The 17,408-nt window shown below is 46.0% G+C and carries 19 protein-coding genes; 3 read left to right on the top strand and 16 right to left on the bottom strand.

Going from position 1 to position 17,408, the window contains the following annotated elements; all coding sequences use genetic code 11:
- Positions 1 to 107: 107 nt before the first annotated feature.
- Complete coding sequence (locus tag KIK04_RS05080) at positions 108 to 1,019, bottom strand: NAD-dependent epimerase/dehydratase family protein (RefSeq protein WP_232277226.1); 912 nt, start codon at positions 1,017 to 1,019, stop codon at positions 108 to 110.
- 15 nt (positions 1,020 to 1,034) lie between these two features.
- The gene (locus tag KIK04_RS05085; protein WP_232277227.1) at positions 1,035 to 1,400 is read right to left on the bottom strand and encodes a hypothetical protein; all 366 of its coding nucleotides are present in this window, start codon (positions 1,398 to 1,400) and stop codon (positions 1,035 to 1,037) included.
- A gap of 211 nt (positions 1,401 to 1,611) precedes the next feature.
- On the opposite strand from KIK04_RS05085, the gene KIK04_RS05090 reads away from it, so the two are divergent.
- Positions 1,612 to 2,820, top strand: coding sequence for a glycosyltransferase family 4 protein (locus tag KIK04_RS05090; protein ID WP_232277228.1), 1,209 nt, complete (start codon positions 1,612 to 1,614; stop codon positions 2,818 to 2,820).
- A gap of 19 nt (positions 2,821 to 2,839) precedes the next feature.
- A complete protein-coding gene (locus KIK04_RS05095) occupies positions 2,840 to 3,019 on the top strand; it encodes a hypothetical protein (RefSeq protein ID WP_232277229.1) in 180 nt (59 codons plus the stop codon).
- A 114-nt stretch (positions 3,020 to 3,133) separates the two neighbouring features.
- On the opposite strand, the gene KIK04_RS05100 is transcribed toward KIK04_RS05095, so the two are convergent.
- From KIK04_RS05100 to isdC, 7 genes are all read right to left on the bottom strand, one after another.
- Positions 3,134 to 3,904, bottom strand: coding sequence for an ABC transporter ATP-binding protein (locus KIK04_RS05100; protein WP_232277230.1), 771 nt, complete (start codon positions 3,902 to 3,904; stop codon positions 3,134 to 3,136).
- Entirely contained in the window at positions 3,894 to 4,877 is a 984-nt protein-coding gene (locus KIK04_RS05105) for a FecCD family ABC transporter permease (protein WP_232277231.1), read from the bottom strand. The genes KIK04_RS05100 and KIK04_RS05105 overlap by 11 nt, the downstream gene beginning before the upstream one ends.
- Positions 4,878 to 4,894: 17 nt before the next feature.
- Positions 4,895 to 5,899, bottom strand: a complete 1,005-nt coding sequence (gene isdE, locus KIK04_RS05110; protein ID WP_332329996.1) for a heme ABC transporter substrate-binding protein IsdE — start codon at positions 5,897 to 5,899, stop codon at positions 4,895 to 4,897.
- Between the two features lie 90 nt (positions 5,900 to 5,989).
- Positions 5,990 to 7,255, bottom strand: coding sequence for an S-layer homology domain-containing protein (locus tag KIK04_RS05115; protein ID WP_232277232.1), 1,266 nt, complete (start codon positions 7,253 to 7,255; stop codon positions 5,990 to 5,992).
- A gap of 157 nt (positions 7,256 to 7,412) precedes the next feature.
- Positions 7,413 to 7,889: an NEAT domain-containing protein gene (locus KIK04_RS05120; RefSeq protein WP_232277233.1), complete on the bottom strand. Its 477-nt coding sequence runs from the start codon at positions 7,887 to 7,889 to the stop codon at positions 7,413 to 7,415.
- A 39-nt stretch (positions 7,890 to 7,928) separates the two neighbouring features.
- Complete coding sequence (locus KIK04_RS05125; protein WP_232277234.1) at positions 7,929 to 8,390, bottom strand: NEAT domain-containing protein; 462 nt, start codon at positions 8,388 to 8,390, stop codon at positions 7,929 to 7,931.
- A 27-nt stretch (positions 8,391 to 8,417) separates the two neighbouring features.
- Entirely contained in the window at positions 8,418 to 9,068 is a 651-nt protein-coding gene (gene isdC / locus KIK04_RS05130; RefSeq protein ID WP_232277235.1) for a heme uptake protein IsdC, read from the bottom strand.
- 458 nt (positions 9,069 to 9,526) lie between these two features.
- On the opposite strand from isdC, the gene KIK04_RS05135 reads away from it, so the two are divergent.
- On the top strand, positions 9,527 to 10,171 hold the full coding sequence (locus KIK04_RS05135) for a hypothetical protein (protein WP_232277236.1): 645 nt from the start codon (positions 9,527 to 9,529) through the stop codon (positions 10,169 to 10,171).
- A gap of 94 nt (positions 10,172 to 10,265) precedes the next feature.
- On the opposite strand, the gene KIK04_RS05140 is transcribed toward KIK04_RS05135, so the two are convergent.
- The 7 genes from KIK04_RS05140 to KIK04_RS05170 form a co-directional block, all read right to left on the bottom strand.
- Entirely contained in the window at positions 10,266 to 10,610 is a 345-nt protein-coding gene (locus KIK04_RS05140; protein ID WP_232277237.1) for a helix-turn-helix domain-containing protein, read from the bottom strand.
- 225 nt (positions 10,611 to 10,835) lie between these two features.
- Positions 10,836 to 11,552, bottom strand: coding sequence for a glycosyltransferase (locus tag KIK04_RS05145; protein WP_232277238.1), 717 nt, complete (start codon positions 11,550 to 11,552; stop codon positions 10,836 to 10,838).
- Positions 11,553 to 11,556: 4 nt separating this feature from the next.
- Positions 11,557 to 12,510 carry an NAD-dependent epimerase/dehydratase family protein gene (locus KIK04_RS05150; RefSeq protein WP_232277239.1) on the bottom strand — a complete coding sequence of 318 codons (954 nt, stop codon included), beginning with the start codon at positions 12,508 to 12,510 and terminating at the stop codon, positions 11,557 to 11,559.
- Positions 12,507 to 13,337, bottom strand: a complete 831-nt coding sequence (locus KIK04_RS05155) for an SDR family oxidoreductase (protein WP_232277240.1) — start codon at positions 13,335 to 13,337, stop codon at positions 12,507 to 12,509. Before KIK04_RS05155 ends, KIK04_RS05150 begins: the two co-directional genes overlap by 4 nt.
- Positions 13,337 to 14,320: a polysaccharide biosynthesis protein gene (locus tag KIK04_RS05160; RefSeq protein ID WP_232277241.1), complete on the bottom strand. Its 984-nt coding sequence runs from the start codon at positions 14,318 to 14,320 to the stop codon at positions 13,337 to 13,339. Before KIK04_RS05160 ends, KIK04_RS05155 begins: the two co-directional genes overlap by 1 nt.
- Positions 14,313 to 15,404 (bottom strand): non-hydrolyzing UDP-N-acetylglucosamine 2-epimerase, encoded by a 1,092-nt coding sequence (gene wecB, locus KIK04_RS05165; protein ID WP_232277242.1) that lies wholly within the window; start codon positions 15,402 to 15,404, stop codon positions 14,313 to 14,315. The genes KIK04_RS05160 and wecB overlap by 8 nt, the downstream gene beginning before the upstream one ends.
- A gap of 62 nt (positions 15,405 to 15,466) precedes the next feature.
- Positions 15,467 to 17,167, bottom strand: coding sequence for a glycosyltransferase family 4 protein (locus KIK04_RS05170; RefSeq protein ID WP_232277243.1), 1,701 nt, complete (start codon positions 17,165 to 17,167; stop codon positions 15,467 to 15,469).
- Positions 17,168 to 17,408 lie beyond the last annotated feature (241 nt).

A 17,408-nucleotide genomic window follows, 5' to 3' on the forward strand; every position in this document is an offset into this window, starting at 1 on the left:
CTCCCCTGAGCCTGTCGTTACAAAGAGCTATATTACGGAACAAAGTGTAAAAGCACCTTAAAGGAAACTGAAAGCAAACTTAAAATTGATTGTCTATATGGTGAACTTTACATATTCATATCGTGATAAGTTTGCCGTAGCCCATCGAGCAGCGAGGTGCGGGGCGCCCAACCCACATCTCTCGCCACACGTTCAAACGCTAGACAACTATGACGAATATCTCCTTGTCGTGCTGGTGCATGTACCGTGTGCAGCCCCCTTCCATGTACATGCTCCAACATGCTAATCAGCTCGTTGATCGATGTAGACTTGCCTGTACCTACCTGCCACAGTCCACTCAATCCAGCATCAACCACACGCATACAGGCGTCTGCAACGTCTGCGACATATATAAAGTCACGTGTTTGCTCGCCATCCCCATCTATGCGCAAAGGTTGCCCTGCTTGAATCAGCTTCAAATAGACAGCAACGACCCCGCCTTCCCCCTTCGGGGTCTGCCGCGGACCATACACATTGGCGAAACGAAGTACCGCCCCCTTCACACCTTTATGCCGAATATACTGTTCGACATAACGCTCGGCTGTCAGCTTGGACAGCCCATAGCAAGAAATAGGCTCCGTCGGCATATCTTCTTGGAGCATGTCTGGCTCCAACTGTCCGTATACAGCAGACGTGGATGCCAATACAAACTGTCCGACCTTAGCACGATGGCACGCTTCTAGCATCATCAATGTACCAAGCACATTCGCTTGCATATCCGCGATCGGATTATCCAATGATCGCTTCACATCAGCTTGAGCTGCCAAATGAATAACGCTGTCCGGTTTCAAACGCTCCACCAACAAACAAGCCGCTTCATCCGTCACACTCAATGGATGAAGCACCGCTTGCGAAGGTAGCCAACCAAAATATCCGGTTGTGCCATCATCAATCACATGAACGTCATCCCCACGTTCAAGGAGAGCTTCTACGAGATGAGAGCCGATAAACCCCGCTCCACCTGTAACTATGATCCGCAAGGCAACCCCTCCTCACTAAGCCTGCACCACATCCACCTCAGTGAATGAATCCATGCCAATGGTCTTCGTAACGGAACTATCCCGATCCTTGAGGTGTACCGTAATTTTCAACGGATGATGGCCTGTAATCGTCGTAAACACTTGAAACCCATACGGCCCACTCATCAACCGCATATCGGGAATGCGGAAATACGCTTTTGAATCTCCTGAAGGCTTTACGCGGTTTAAATGCTCAGCAACGACTCCCCCATCACAAATGAGTCGCACGAGTACATTAGCGGATTGATGATGCAAGTTCTCCACATGCAAATCAGCAAATTTGATTTCTGAATCCCCATTTATAACCGGATTTGAAAACAACGCCGAATAGTAAACACCCACTTCGGTTCCTCCTTATGCGGTTGAGCCGCAATTGTCGCTACAACATATGCGGCAACGATGAGGTAGGCAAGGGTGTTCGCCCAACACAAACGCAAAACGATGCAGCATACGCCGTCCCTAGCGTCTATTTTTATAAGGAAAAGGCATATCACACATACCGACAATGAACAACGAAAATATACTACATTAAACTGGAGTCAGGGGGGGAACTATGAATATCCTATTGGCGACCTACTGGGAAATCCCTCATCTCGGAGGAGTATGGCCGCTTATGTCACGGCTGAAAACGGACTTGGAGGCACTAGGGCACCGCGTTGATATTTTCGGTAACGGGGTTGAATATTTCCATCTCATCAATCAGGACCGAAAGTTTATGAAATCGGATTACAGCCCCTTGATTGAAACGAGGTTATCAGCCTCGGCCTTAACCTACTCTTCGATTATTTACCACACGGAAGTAGACCGCTATTGTATGGAAGTCATTGCGGCTTCGATCGGACTGCACCAGTACGATCTTATTCATACCCACGATGTTATTTCCGCTCGTGCCATTTCGAGAGTGAAGCCACGGCACATCCCACTTCTCGTTAATCCTCACGGTTCGCTGCTCGGTGAAATCAAGCTACTTATCGAGTCTCATGCCTTGTCTGACAATGATCTGTACATGTTGTACAACTACTACTATTCCTTAGAAATGAAGGGCGTCATGTCGTCCAATCATGCCTTAACTTCTTCACAGTGGCTCAAGCATATTTTCGAAAAAGATTACCTCATTCCTAGCAGTCACGTCTCCGTGTTTCCATATGGAATTGACATCGGTCAATTTATACAAAATATGCAGTTGCCTACTACCTTAACTCGCCCTGCCAATAAAAAAGTCATAACGTTTACAGGCCGTATCGTTTATTTAAAAGGTATCGAAACCTTGCTGTTCGCCTTAGCTCAATTAAAGCGATTCCGGAACGATTGGGTGTGCTGGATTGTTGGAGAAGGGGCAAAGCGCCAAGAGTATGAACAGTTGGCTGTACAGCTAGGTATCGGGGAAGATGTCGTCTTTTGGGGTGGGCGGGCCGATATTCCGCAATTCATGGCACTAACGGACATTTATGTCCAACCAAGTTTGCAGGACAACCAGCCGTTATCTGTCATTGAAGCCCAAATCGCAGGCAAACCTGTTATTGTCTCCTCGGCATGCGGTTTGCCGGAAATGGTTCAGCACGGCACAACAGGCCTTATCGTTCCTCCTGCTGATCCGGAATCGTTGTGCGGCAGTTTGAATCACTTGCTTGCGCACGAGGAATGGAGGCAACAACTCGGAGCTCAAGCGCAGCAGTTCGCCCTTCATTATTGGTCGATTGAGCGCTATAACGAAGAAATGTGGAGTTTATACGAAAAAGTATGCGGCAAGCGCATTCGATAATAGGGAGGTGTTCGTTGCGATGCAAGTACCTGGAAACTTATATAACAGCTTATTTCTCGTTCATAGCGCCCAGGAATTATGGGTGGAATCATCGGTTTGGAATTCCGTCTTTGAATCCGTACCTAATCATTATGCGATACCCGACTTGGAAATAGCGGGCCCGCTGTTGGAAATGCTAGAGCTGAAACATTTCTCATAACTCAAATCGCCTGCCCTGTATATGCTAGCACGAGCACACTGCCTTGCAAGGGCAAGTAGGAGCTTTCGTGCTAACCCATCAGAGCAGGCGACTGCTATCACACGCACCCAACACTTATATTCCTGTTGGAACGATATACATACCTGTATCTTGATCATGTTTAACGAGCACATCAACTCCATAAATCGATTTAATCGTCTCTTGCGTAATGACATGCTGGGGTGCGCCTTGCATGACGACTTGCCCATCTTTCATGACCATAATGTTGTCACTATAGCGAATGGCCTGATTAATATCGTGCAGCACCATCACAATCGTTAATTGATGTGCCGTATTTAATGATTTAATTAACTCTAGTATTTCAATCTGATAATAAATATCTAAATAAGTAGTCGGCTCATCTAAAAATAAAATCGGCGTGCTTTGCGCCAACGCCAGCGCAATCCATGCTCTTTGCCGCTCGCCGCCAGACAGCTCATCCAGCTTCATGTTGCGCTTATGTTGCAGATTCGTGCAGCTTAACGCCCACTCAATCGCTTTGTCATCTTGCTCGTGATCTTGAGCAAATAAGCTTTTGTGAGGCAGGCGGCCAAACCCTGCTAGTTTCTCGACGGTAATGTCCGCCGGAGCATCGTCATGCTGGTGAACAACCGCCAGCTTCCGTGCCAATTGCTTTGGTTTGTAGCTACTAATCGCCTTGCCATCCACGATCACTTGTCCACTCTGTGGGGTATGATGTCTACACATCACACCTAGCAACGTTGATTTCCCACAACCATTTGGGCCAATAATGGTCGTCACTTTTCCGATGTCTAGCTCACAGCTAATATCGTGCAGCAAAGGTTGTTTGGGTGTGTAGCCAAACGTGATCTGTTCAATTTTCATAAATTCGCTCACTCTTTCTAAGCATAAAAATTAAAAACGGCCCGCCAATCACGGTCATAATAATGGACGCGGGAATTTCATTAGGCGCAAGTATCGTTCTTCCTAACGTATCTGCCAGCAATAACAGCAACGCCCCTGATAAGGCCGAAAAGGGAATCAGCACTTTATGATCCGTACCGACTAGCAAGCGGGCAATATGCGGAATAAGCAGTCCAACGAAAGCGATAAGTCCGCCAATGGCAGTCGCGACAGCCGCTAACAGCACGGCTACTGCTGATATAAGCAAGCGAACACGGGTCACATGAACACCTAAGCTTCTAGCTGTCTTGTCCTGTAGCGTTAAGAGATTGCACCACGCAAATAACAGCAGCGCTAACACGAGCCCAATCGATCCGTATGTTACCATCACCTCGACATCTTTCCACGTCTTTAAATTTAAAATGGACGTTGTCGCTTGATTGAGACTGGTGACCGCGTAGCTCCCCCTATAGTTGAACGATTGGCCGAGCCCCGTAAACGTCGCGTTGATCGCAATCCCGACCAATATAAGACGAGTAGGATTTAGACCTGATTTCCATGAAAATAAATATACTAAGAAACAAGCAAAGGCGCCGCCTAAAAAGGCAAACAACGGCAGCCAAAAAAATAACGTCGGGAAAATCGAGACGACTAATAAAGAGATCACACCCGCTCCAGAAGAAATGCCGATTACACCCGCGTCTGCCAACGGATTTTTCATAACGGCTTGCAGCAACACACCGGATACCGCCAACGCTGCACCTGTAAACAAAGACACAATCATCCTTGGAAAGCGTAAATCTTTAATAACCTCAACCTGCGCATTCGTTCCTGAAAAAAGACCTTGTATCAACTCTAAAAAGCTTATTTGTATGCTCCCGACTGTCATCGAGAATACGCATACTATTATAAGCAAGCAGCTAACAGCTATGAAGCTAACGATTTTCTTGTTCATCTGTGTGTACCTATGTCCTATTCCTGATAGAGGTAGCCCATCATGACATCTAGCGCTTTCAGGGCATCTAAATTAGCTGTCGTGCCAAATAACGCTTCCTCCAGATCGTATACCCGATCATTTTTCACCGCGTTAAAATGTTGCCAGATATCATTTTCCTGAAATTCTTGATCAAACATTTTGACGACTTCATCAGGCAGTCCATGCGCCGCTCGCAAAATAATATCTGGATTCGCCTGCTGCAAATATTCGGTATTGGAGGCGAGATACTCTACCTTTTCGCCTTGCACAATATTTTTGCCGCCTGCAAGCTTGACGAGGTCACCAATAAAGGAATGCTCCGTTGCGACTAAGTAACTGCCCGGAACACCAAGCAAAATAAGCACGGACGGCTGTTTTTTGCCGGCTGTTTTCTGCTTGATCGCCGCCAACTTCGTATTAAATTGTTCCACGATGGCTGCTGCTTTTTGCTCACGATCATATGTTTTGCCTAGTGACAGAATGGCCTCATTCATTTTAGCTAGACTTGTTAAATCGATGAAGTTCGCTTTAATCCCTGCACTTTCAAATACAGGCGCCAAATCATATTGAAGCGTGGTTACAGATAGCACTTCAGTCGGTTGCAACGACTTCACAAGCTCCATATCTGGGCTCATGGGGTTGCCCACTTTGGTAATGCCTTTGTATCGTTCAGGTAGCACTTTGACGCTTGTCGGAATGCCTACTAGATCGATCTCCAATGCATCCATCATTTGTGTAACGGCTACCGTAGTCGATACGACTCGATGCTTGACTTGTGGGGCTTCTTTTTTGGCTGGGTCGGCCGTTGCTGCCGGCTCAACTGCTGCTGTTCCTGTTGCTGTTGCTGCTGTTCCGGCTGTTGTTGGTGAAGCTTGTCCCGCTGTACTTTCAGCAGATGACGTCGCAGTTGGCTTGCTCGTTTCTGCCGAGCAGCCTGAAAAAACAAATAAAACAGCGACGATCATAAAGATGATAGCTGCTGCGCGTTTCACATTTTTCATCCGAGGACGTTCTCCTTTATGTACACGATTTCCGATTCTGTGCTGTAAAATCACGGAGGACGCCAGTTGCCCGGCATCCTCGTGAAATCATTATTTGCTATTAACCATGCCCAAAATCATTTTGACTGCTTCCGCCTTGGTCACATTGTCATCGGGCTTGAACGTATTTTTGCCTTTGCCGCTTACGAGCTCGCGTTTGAGTGCAGCAGCTACGTAAGGCTTCGCCCAATCCGGAATTTGATCAGCGTCTTTGAATTTTAGCGTCGCTTTCTCATCCACTTCGATGCCAAGCGCCCGCACAATCATCACCGTCAGTTCAAGTCGTGTAACAAGCTTGCTTGCGCGGAATGTATTGTCGTCGTAGCCGTTCATAATACCCGCTTTCACGACTTGCGCGACATGATCTTTCGCCTTGGACGAAATATTGTCACTGTCCGCAAAAGAAAGCTCCGCGTCTGCATCGCTCAAGTTAAGCGCTTGAGCAAACATGGACGAAACTTCGCCACGATTTACTTTCTTATTCGGAACGAAGTTCCCGTTCGCATCTGCGCTGACAAAGCCCAGTGTGATTGCTTCCTCAATGGCTGCTTTCGCCCAATGAGAATTAATGTCTGTCGGCATAACAACTTCTTTTGCAGCCGGCTTTTGTTGAACAGCCGTTTCTTTAGCTACGGCTTGTCCCTTAGCAGCTTCTTTCGTTCCAGCTGCCCCACCCGTTTTAGGGCCGTCTTTATCTGGCAATCCAGCTCCCGGTGTTGGAGTTACCGGACCAGGTCCCGGACTAGGGGAGCCTCCACCAGGGTTTCCACCTGAACCACCTCCAGGACTCGTACCCGGGTTCGGGTTTGGGTTCGGTTTAGGTTCTGGTGTCGGATCTGGCGTTGGATCCGGCTTTGGAGGAATAATCGGTTGAATATCTTCGAACTTAAAATGAATATCGTAATGGTTATGGTAATTTACTGCTGGCCAGTCAATTCTGACCCAACCAGGAACTACTTTAGTTAAATCATCAACTTTAAACTCAATAATTCTTGTGTTGAATTGCTTATCCTCTGAAACAACTCTTACATCAACCTTATTCACTTTTAATGTATGAATTTCTTTACTTTGCGTCACTTTAAAAGATACAAAGTATTCTCCCTGCCTTACATTTAATCGTTCCGGCCCATGAAAATACCCATCTGCCATCGATGCTTGATCTGTGTTGAATTTCAGTGCAGTTATTTTCAAAGAATACTGACCATCGGGTATCCGAGCCGCTGCTTGGGCAGGGGATATTTGCAAGGTAGCCACTAACATAACAGCAGCTATTAACAATGACATCACTCTTGTGACGGGCTTACTTAATATATTCAACTTTAACACTTCTCCTTACCTATTATCGTTTAATAGTCTAGTTGCATAGCGGTTAAAAAGGATCGAATTTCGATCTGTGCTCCTACAGCGGAAATAGGAGCACAGATCGGCCTACGTTCTGAATTCAGGCAATGGGGGTGGGATTTCTCTTCTGCCTTTAGTTCAGACCGACTGGGAGGTTGTCATACTTAACCCACACATTGTAGCTATTTACATAGTTGATTTCTGGCCAATTAATGCTTATCCAAGCAGAGGAAGTTTGCGTCAAATTTGGAACTTCAAATTCAATCACTCTCGTATTCGCGGCTAAATCTTGACTCACAACTGTGGAGTCTACACCGTTAACTTTAAAATGTGTAATTTGTTTGCTCTGTGTAAACGTAAAGGAAACATAGTTCTTTCCATTTCGTACATTTAAAAATTTAGGGCCCACAATATAACTATTTGTCATAGACGGCTCCGTAGAAGGCTGACCATTCACATCTTTAAGAATCGTAACCCCGATCGGATATTGACCGTCTGGCAAAGCGGCAGCTGCTTTATCCGGAGAAATAAGCAGGGTAGCCATTAACATTACAACCGCAACAAACAAAGCCACTACTTTTGACATCGGATTGCTTAACGTATTATTCATCTGAAATCCATCTCCTTATCGATTTAGAGTTTGTACGACTTAGATAGCTGGGGTAATGGTGTTCGGTTCAAATTGAAGCTGTACATTATACTTACCTGTGTAGCCAATAAACGGAATGTAAATTTCGGAGTAGGCATTCAATTTTGCAGACAAGTTCGGCACTTCGAACTTCACAACGCGTGTATTTGCAGCCGCGTCGCTGCTTACAACTTCAGCGTTCGTAAGCACGCCATTTTGGTTTGTTTTAAACGCGGTAATCAAGCTGCTGCTCAAAATTTTCAGATGCACGAACTGTTTACCGTTCTGCACGACCAGCTTAGCAGGATACTCTGTGTAGTCTCCCAAACGTGAAGGCTGATTCGTTTGGTCTTTCAGCACTTTATAGTTAATGGTGTACTGACCGTCAGCTATAGCTGCACTTGCTGGGGATACTTGTACAACCGCAAACAACATGAACATCACAGCAAACATCGCAAGTACATTTTTCAATTGAAATCTCATTGGATATCGCTCCTTTGAATTCGAATTTTATTTACCGTTTCCTTTGCTGCTTGATACTTCCGAACTCGACTTCTTCTCCGACTTCGTACCCGATTTCACATTAGGCTGTGCAGTTGCCTTCACTCCTGATTTTGCATCGGGTTTCTTTTTAGCGGACTTGCTAGAGGATTTACCGGATTTGCCCTTACTCTTTGAGCTGCCCGCCTTGTAAGGTTTCATGCTCTTCGTATCAAAGACGAAACGAATCGTATAATCGTGATCGTAATTAATAGATTCGACCGTAACATGAATCTTAGAAATTAACGGTGTAGACAAATCCTTCACATTGAGCTGCGCAAGCCTCGTGTCGGCTTTACTGTCACTGCTAACTACTTTCGTATCCACGTACTTGTCTTTGCTAACTGGCACTTTAAATTCAGTAATCCATTTGCTGTGATTTAGCTGAATTTGAGCAACGATACTGCCATTTTTGACAATTACTTTTGCTGGTTTCTCAAAATAATCGTTGGCCATCGAAACCGAGTCATTTTCTGCTTTTTTAATCGTGTAGTCAATACTATAAATGCCGTCAGCAAGCTTAGCAGATTTAGCAGCTTGTACGTTAGGTGTGATAAATAGCGACACCAACATACACACTACCGTCAGCATAGACACTGGGATGGCCAACGTCTTTCTCATGTTCAATGTCTCCCTCCTTTTTTCTTTAAAAATCCCGCTACGATATCGAATTCTGGAGTCATGAGGTTATGGTTGCTGCGCTGATTCTTATATAATAACGAGATAATGATTATCATTCTCAATAGACTACGCTTTGATATTAGCCTATCAATCCGAAATTTGTCAATAACAAATATATTATTTTCCAATATGAATTGTAATCGGGTTACGAATAATAACCATGGGGCATTTATAAGGCGCGGAGTGTTGATGAGAAAATAAGAGAAAGGTGTACTACATGTACTACAGCGATACAGTTCTACAGTTTCAAGATGAATCAGAACATTCTACGTGCCGGAATGTGTAATTAACATTGACACTAGGGAGACGTTGTTTATATACTCAAACTTGTGGGAAAATTTTCATTTAAACCTAGCAGCGGAAGGAGCATCATCGTGATTTGTCAGAGCTGTCACTTCATGAATATGGAAACCGCAAGATTTTGCAACGAGTGTGGCGCTTCGATGCAGCATATGAACGTCCCCCCGTCTCCATTACCCGACAGACCAAGCAGGCTGTTCTCAAATAAGGCACTCGTCATGCTTATCACAGCGGTGACCTTACTTATTACAGGTGTAGTAGGAGTAGTGTTAACTATCGTAATCGTTGCTTATGAAGATAGTACAGTGGTGTCTCAAGAAAGTAGCAGTCTCGTTCCTGCTCTAGCTCAGACACAAACACACTCCCAGCCCGCGCCACAGCAGCAACCCATTAATTTGAGTCAATTTAATGCTTCCTCCGTTACTATTCCGTATAAGGAATTAGCTCGTAATCCTGACGAACATGACGGAGCGCAGGTCAGATACACGGGTGAAGTTATCCAAGTGATGGAAACGGAACAAGTTACGGAGTATCGCATCAATGTAACGAAAGATAGTTACAACATTTATGATGATACGATTTACGTGTTCTACGCAAGGGGTGAAAATGAGTCCCGCATATTAGAAGGGGATATCGTTACCTTTTGGGGCTACTCGAAGGGATTAGTATCTTATGAGAGTACGCTTGGCGGTACCATTACGATTCCGCAGGTTGAAGCTGTAGCTATTAAAATTAAACAATAATAAAGCCAAACATGACCCTTAGCTGAACAGGATACACGGGATACCGTGCTTCGCAGACGGCTAAGGGCATTCTTATGCTTACCGCACGTTCTTATTACTTCTCACTGTCTTGACTATCCTCACGCATAAAGCGCCAAAATCGCATAAGCTCCTCGCGCTGCCTTATTGGTGACAGCATGACTTGTTCAAAAAACGCTCGCAGTTTCGGGTCGTGTACGATTATCGTTTTTTCAGGAGCTACCGCCTGATCGTTGCCTACTAAATAATCGACCGTCACTTCGTACAATTGAGCAATTTCCTTAACCATTTCAATATCAGGCTTACGATTTCCATTCTCATAATTGGAATAAGCAGAACGAGATACGCCGATGCGGCTGGCAACTTGATCTTGTTTCCAACCTCGCTTCAATCGCTCTTGTTCCATGCGAATATTTAGCATGAGACCACCTCATCCTAAGTATATCGTTTCGTTATGAAACATTAAATCTCACACTTCGAAAAGAATCATTTTATATTTTTTGATACAAATAGTAGATTGGTACGCAAATCGTTACTTGCCTATCAACGTAAAACGAGCACATTCGTCCTCCCTTTTTGATTGCTAAGGGTTTACGAAGCGCTCGTTCATGTTTGCCTATTGAGAATGTTGTCATTCCAACCATTACTAGCGGCCTAATCTTGCAATAAAATCGCGCATTAACGGATGATAATGCCTGTTCGTCTCCTTCAATTCTTCATTGATCGCCGGACGATACCTCATCGTCCCCATAGCGCTATGCCAACGGTAGGCAGTCAACGGCTCGTTGACAAAATGGACTTCAAAGCCCGCCAACATAATTCGATACCAAAAATCAAGATCATGGGTATAAGGCAGTGCTTCATTAAAATAACCTACATGATAGAACAAATCGCGTCTCATCATGACGGTACAGCCGTTGATCGGGTTGTATTTAAAGAAGCCTTGATAAAAATCAACTGCCGAATTGAACAGCAGTGCAGCACGCTGCTGCGTTACTTGTCCGAAGGCATTAATGTAATCGAAATTCGTATGACTAATTAAAGCATTCCGCTCCAGCATATGATGGAGTTGATTCGTAATTTTGTGTGGGTAGAACAGATCATCGGAGCTAAGCCATACCACATATTGCCCCGCAGAGTGCTTGATACCGTGATTGAGTGCGCTGGCTGTACCGCCATTTGCTTTTCCTAAATAATGAATGCGGTCGCGATAGGGAGCCATTTTGTCGACATGCATCGTTGATCCGTCGTCCACGACGACGATTTCAATGTTGGGGTAATTTTGCTGGACAGCGCTGGACAGCGCCTGTTCAATAAAGGGGTCGTTATAAAAGGGAATGATTATCGAAACAAGGGGGAACATGGAATCACCTCCATTCATGACGATAGTAGTTCAAAATATCAGAAACGGAGTGCTCAAAGGACCGGAGCGGCTTCCACCCCCACGCATGAGGTGTTGCCCGATCTTCCTCTTCCATAGGGGGAGTAATAACGATTTGTTCTTGTTCGTTCCCTATTTCCACCTGTATCGACACTAATGCACTCCGTATAAATAGTTCCGCGACACTACCCAGTGATCGCTTCACTCTACTTTCTACTACGTACGTATTCCCCCTGATGCCATGTTCAAACACCATTTCATACGCAGCAACCGCATCACGTACATCCAAAAAATCTCGCAACGCTGAGCGGGATGACAAGTAAAATGGTTTTATCGCACCCCTTGAGCCTGTTGCGTCTGCTATGTCTGCTCCCGACGCTCTTCGTTCACATTGCACCGTATATCGCCCCAACAATCCACACAACCCGTTCGAAGCACCGGGTCCGACAAGATTGGAAGGTTCAACGAGGCAAATGTCCTGCTGAAATAAATTCGACCAGCCAAGTGCAACTACTTCTTGAAGGGATTTACTGAACGCATAAGGGTGCGGTGGTATAAAAGAGGGATGTACTGGCGCTTTTAGCTTCGATGTCGCAATCAAGATTCGACATTGGGGAACGACTCGCAACGCATTCAGCAAATGAAGCGTAGCTACGACGTTGATTTGAAACGCAAGTACGGGATCAGACCAAGAATCGGGTACGGCATTCATTCCGGCGAGGTGTAGGGCGTAGTGAGGCTGAATATGGTTGATGACCCGTTCCACATCAGTTGCGCTCAACAAGTCGCACACGACGACTTGCACACCGAGTTGGGATAGCGCCTCGTCTTCACGCCGCGTGAGCGCTACGACTTGTAATCCGGCTTCCACAAAATGACGGGCAGCGTGCCGCCCCGTGAATCCGGTTGCCCCAGTAATGAGCAGCGTGCCCCCTTTCATCGCTGGCGCATCCTCTCCGCCAGCTCAGCCAGCATCGTTCGGTAAGGAGGAACCGGGTAATCAGCGTCACTCCGTGTATTCACGAGTGTACGATCCAGCACAGGTTCATTCGATGGCTCAATCGTAACATCTTCTTTACGAAAAGCTTGTTGCATGAGCATAAGCAGGTCATGCTTATTGATCGGCTTAGGGTGGGCCAGATGCAGTAACCCACCTACTGGCCGATTCACATAATAGTGAATCGCTTTAGCTAACTCCAAAGTGGTAACGCCATTCCACCATACGTGTCGATAGCCTTGAACGACACCTTGTTGTTGCAAAAACCAGTTAAGCAACCCGATTCCTTGCTTGCGAATTTCCGGACCAATAATAGACGTTCGAATCGTAACGTGTGCCGTTCCGTCACGAAGTTCACCTAATGCTTTGGTAACAGCATACATGGACGTTCCATCCACTTCATCGGCTTCGATATAGCTACCATGGCTGCCGGAAAACACACAATCGGTGCTAATATGAATGACACGCGCACCTATTCGATCGGCGATTTGCCGCAAACGATGCGGCAATAGCCCGTTGACTTGATAAGCTTCAATCGGCTTACTCTCTGCCGCTTGATTCAAAATGCCGACCGCATTAATAATGACATGCGGTCGAACTGCCATTACGAGCCGATCTACTTGCTCGATGTCTGTTACGTCAAGCAGCAAGCCATATTCGTCCTCCGCATCACGACTCGTATAGAACAAACTAAATTCTGGCTGCTCCTTAAAGTACTGAACAAGCATATGACCTGCCATCCCGTTTCCACCGATGACAAGCAATTTCATTACAGGAAGCCTCCCTGCTCCAACATCTCTTTAATCTCATGTTTGTTCATAATTTGATACTCCGAGCTAAAGCTTGAAAATTTAACGGCCGGATACTGACTGTACTTCTCTTTTAGCCCTGGCACATCAATCGTCGGTAAAATGACCAAATACTGCTCATCATACACAACTGTCGATAAGCTTTCATAATCACTCATCAGTATTTCGTGAATTTTTTCCCCAGGGCGAATTCCACTTTCGATAATTTGCACGTCGCTTTTGCCTGACGCCTCAATCAGTACTTCAGCCAGATCGATAATCCGGCACGTTGGCATCGTCAGCACGAAAATTTCGCCGCCAAAACTCTCTGTGGAAGCTTTGAACAACAGGCTAATCGCATCTTCCAGCGTTAAGAAGAAGCGCGTCATCTTTTTGTCCGTAATGCCAATTTGTTGCTTCGATTGAATTTGATTTTTGAACAAATGAACGACGCTACCGTTCGTACCAAGCACATTTCCACCACGTACACACACAAACTTCGTTGTCGTACGGAGCAAGTTCGCATACACGATTAATTTTTCCCCAATCGCTTTCGTCATGCCATAAAAATTCGATGGGTTTGCTGCCTTATCCGTTGAAATGTAAATGACCTTGTTCACTTTGTTCTCAATGGAAGCCTCGATCACGTTTTGGGTGCCGATTACATTCGTTTTTAACGCTTCATATGGCTGATCCTCACAGACAGGTACGTGCTTCAAGGCAGCCAAATGGAACACATAATCCACGTCTTGGCAAGCTGTCGTCAAAGCCTCTTTGTCTCGAATATCGCCAATGACGAAGCTAAGCCGCTTATCCTCGAAAGCCCGATTCATCTCTACTTGGCTGGATTCATTGCGCGAGTAGACTATAATTTCTTTCGGGTGTTGCGGCAGCAATTGTCTGATTAACTCATACCCCCATGAACCAGTGCCGCCCGTCACGAGAATGCGTGAATTTTTAAACATTTGGCTTCCCTCCAAGCAAATATTTCACCACAATATCCGATACGTTAACATCTAAGTAACCGTCGGGGCATTCCCATGTTGCAGGCAAACTTGTCATTACTTTTACAGCATCCCTAATATGTTCAGGCTTCAAGCCTGACACGACATTGCTGCCACAGTCGACCGTTTCCGGTCGTTCAGTCGTATTTCGAATCGTGACCGTCGGGATGTGAAAAATACAGCATTCCTCCTGCACGGTGCCACTGTCTGTAATCGCGCAGCGTGCGTGCTGTTCCAGCCGCACAAAATCAAAAAAACCGAACGGCTCATAAAATTCGACGCGTGGATGCATGGAGCGCCTTAACTGCTCACTCATGCGGGATTTCGTTCGAGGATGAAGACTGCAAATCACACGTTCGCCATACGTCTTTGCAATATCGTTCAAGCTGTGCATAATCGAGGTCAAATGCTGCGGATTGTCGACGTTTTCGGCGCGATGTGCAGTCACTAAAAAATATTGCCCTGTCTCTAATTGCAGTCGTTCAAGAATGGAACTGGCATCAATCTGGGGTTTGTAATGCAAGAGCACTTCGCGTATTGGATTGCCTGTCAGCACGATGCGATTGCTGGGCATCCCTTCTCGAACTAGATTTTTTTTGCTCTGCTCCGTGTACGGCATATTAATCGTAGAAACCGTATCAATAACACGACGATTTTTTTCTTCGGGCACGGTTAAATCGAAACAGCGGTTGCCGGCTTCCATATGAATGACAGGTATGCCAAGTCGCTCGACGACGATGGCGCTAAGGGCACTGTTCGTATCACCTAACAGCAGCACTTTATCTGGCCGCTCTTGGAGGCACAGTCGCTCAATTTCACCGAACATGGACGCCATTTGAGTACCTAATGATTGCTGCTTATCTTGCAGCAAATAATCAGGAGACCGCAATTCGAGTTCTGTAAAAAAAATATCACTGAGCGTCGGGGTAAAATTTTGTCCGGTGTGTACCAAGATGTGTCGATCTGCATACTGGTCCAACTTTTTGATGATGAGGCTTAGTCGTATGATTTCAGGACGTGTGCCGAGAATCGTCATGATGCGCATGGGAGGAGTTCACCTCGCTTTACTCCTTATTTTAGTAAGATTGCATGGTTTATTTAGCGCAATTAGCGCCTAGGTCGTCCAGTACTCGCGCGACGTACGCGAATGTTCCGCTTGCTAGGCTTTATCCGCCTTTGTACTCGTGATGTTGCACCTGCCTGTTTACGGGCAGCTAATGGTGTTGGAAATTTGCGTGTACGTGAGCCTGCACGTAATCGCAAGCGGCCTGCACGATTGCGCAGGACGCGCTTCCGCTTCGACTTGTTCAATCGCTTGCCCCGACGTAGTTTGCCTCGGCGCAGCGAGCTTCGACGTAACAGAGTACCGCGACGCCTAGCTTGGCTCTTCTTTAAACGGCGGGCCACGCGTGAAGTCCGAATTGCACGTGCTATAGGAAGTAGCGGGAGCGTGCTGACATGACCAAGCGGTTCACCGATAAGCAATGTGTGAAATACAACGTCAGGTATTCGCCACACGGTGCTAATACCGCGCTCTCGTAGTTGTCCTTCGTGCTGCAGAGGATGATATCGTCCGTTATCTTCAACGTAGATGACAGATTGCGAATTTTGAATCGCACGATATAATGCGCGATTCGCGTTAACGAAGCTCGTAAGCACCGTTAATAAACGGTGGCGGAACATATCGATACCGAACGTCTGTCGTACCACCTCCGCATTTCTAGCGCCTACCATTTCAATGCGATTAGGTTGTTGCAGCAATTGATGGACAACGGATGTTAACCGAGCAACGTTACCTGTCTCGACGCAGTAAGCTTCGTTGCCTGTCGCGCTGAAAATTTCAAATAAGCCACCCGAAGCGTAAGCAACAGCCGCTTTTCCGAATATAAGTCCTTCCATTGCTGTTAATCCAAAACCTTCAGGCACTAAACTAGGTACAACAACAACATCCATTGCTGGGTAAATCGCTTGAATATGAGGTTCAAAATAGATGAAGTGAAAGCGGTCAGCAAAAGCAGAGGTCGTAATCTGTGATTTGAGAGGTTCAACATAACCAGTGTCCGAGGGGTCACCCACGATGAGAAAGCGAGCATTGGGGTCCTTTTCACATAGCTGTAAAGCCATCGGCACAAAGTGATCAAACCCTTTTTTGGCATATAAAGACGAAGAAACAAAACCAACTAGACGATGCTCGGGAAGCAAGCCCAACTGCGCACGACGGATATGTCGCTGTTCTGGCCACGTGTGTGGTTCCAGATCCTCTTCAAGCCATGACGGCGGTAAAATGTAGAGCGGAGGTTGAGCCCCCCCTCCACCACTATGCCTGATAAACAATTGCAGCGTCGTTTCGGATATGCCAATAATCGCGTCACTAAATAGACGAATAAGTGAGGCCGCACATGCTCCAAATTCATTATTTTCAATCGTCTCCGTAATTTGCCACAACGTTGGAATGCCCATTGATTTCGCAGCAACAGCTGGCAGAGCATGCACGCTAGTATTCGTAAACACGACGTCTGGACGAACGAGCTGCAACAACTGCAAGATTTGCTCCCACTCGGAATGGGACCTGAAATATTCCAAGTCAGCATGCAGCGTGGCAGTAGGACATACCATAGGGTAGAACAAACTACACGGCTGGATAATACACGAAATACCGGACTTGTTGGCAAGTATCGAGAGCTGTCCCTCTTCTGGAACGACCAGTGTGCAATGATAATGAGCTGACATCTCGCGCGCTACAAACAACAACAGTTTTTCAGCTCCGGTGATGTAGTTTTTGTTGCATAAATGAGAAAACATAAGCATTTTGGGTTTTATCATGTGATGGCCCGTTCTGAAGCTCTATGAACAGGTGTCGTTTCACCTCCCTCGCCAAGGTATTACAATATATTAGTCCACAGCGGGTATCGGCACGACATTTGAACCTCATACAAGCGTACAATTTGAAAAAAGTGTGCATAAAGGGGAGTCTTCCGATGAAAACGAAGGTAGGCTGCACATGAAAAGCAGCGTCGTAGAGGTATAGTGATAGTGTGGTGCACGTAAA

The sequence above is a fragment of the Paenibacillus sp. 481 genome, assembly GCF_021223605.1.
GTDB lineage: Bacteria > Bacillota > Bacilli > Paenibacillales > Paenibacillaceae > Paenibacillus_B.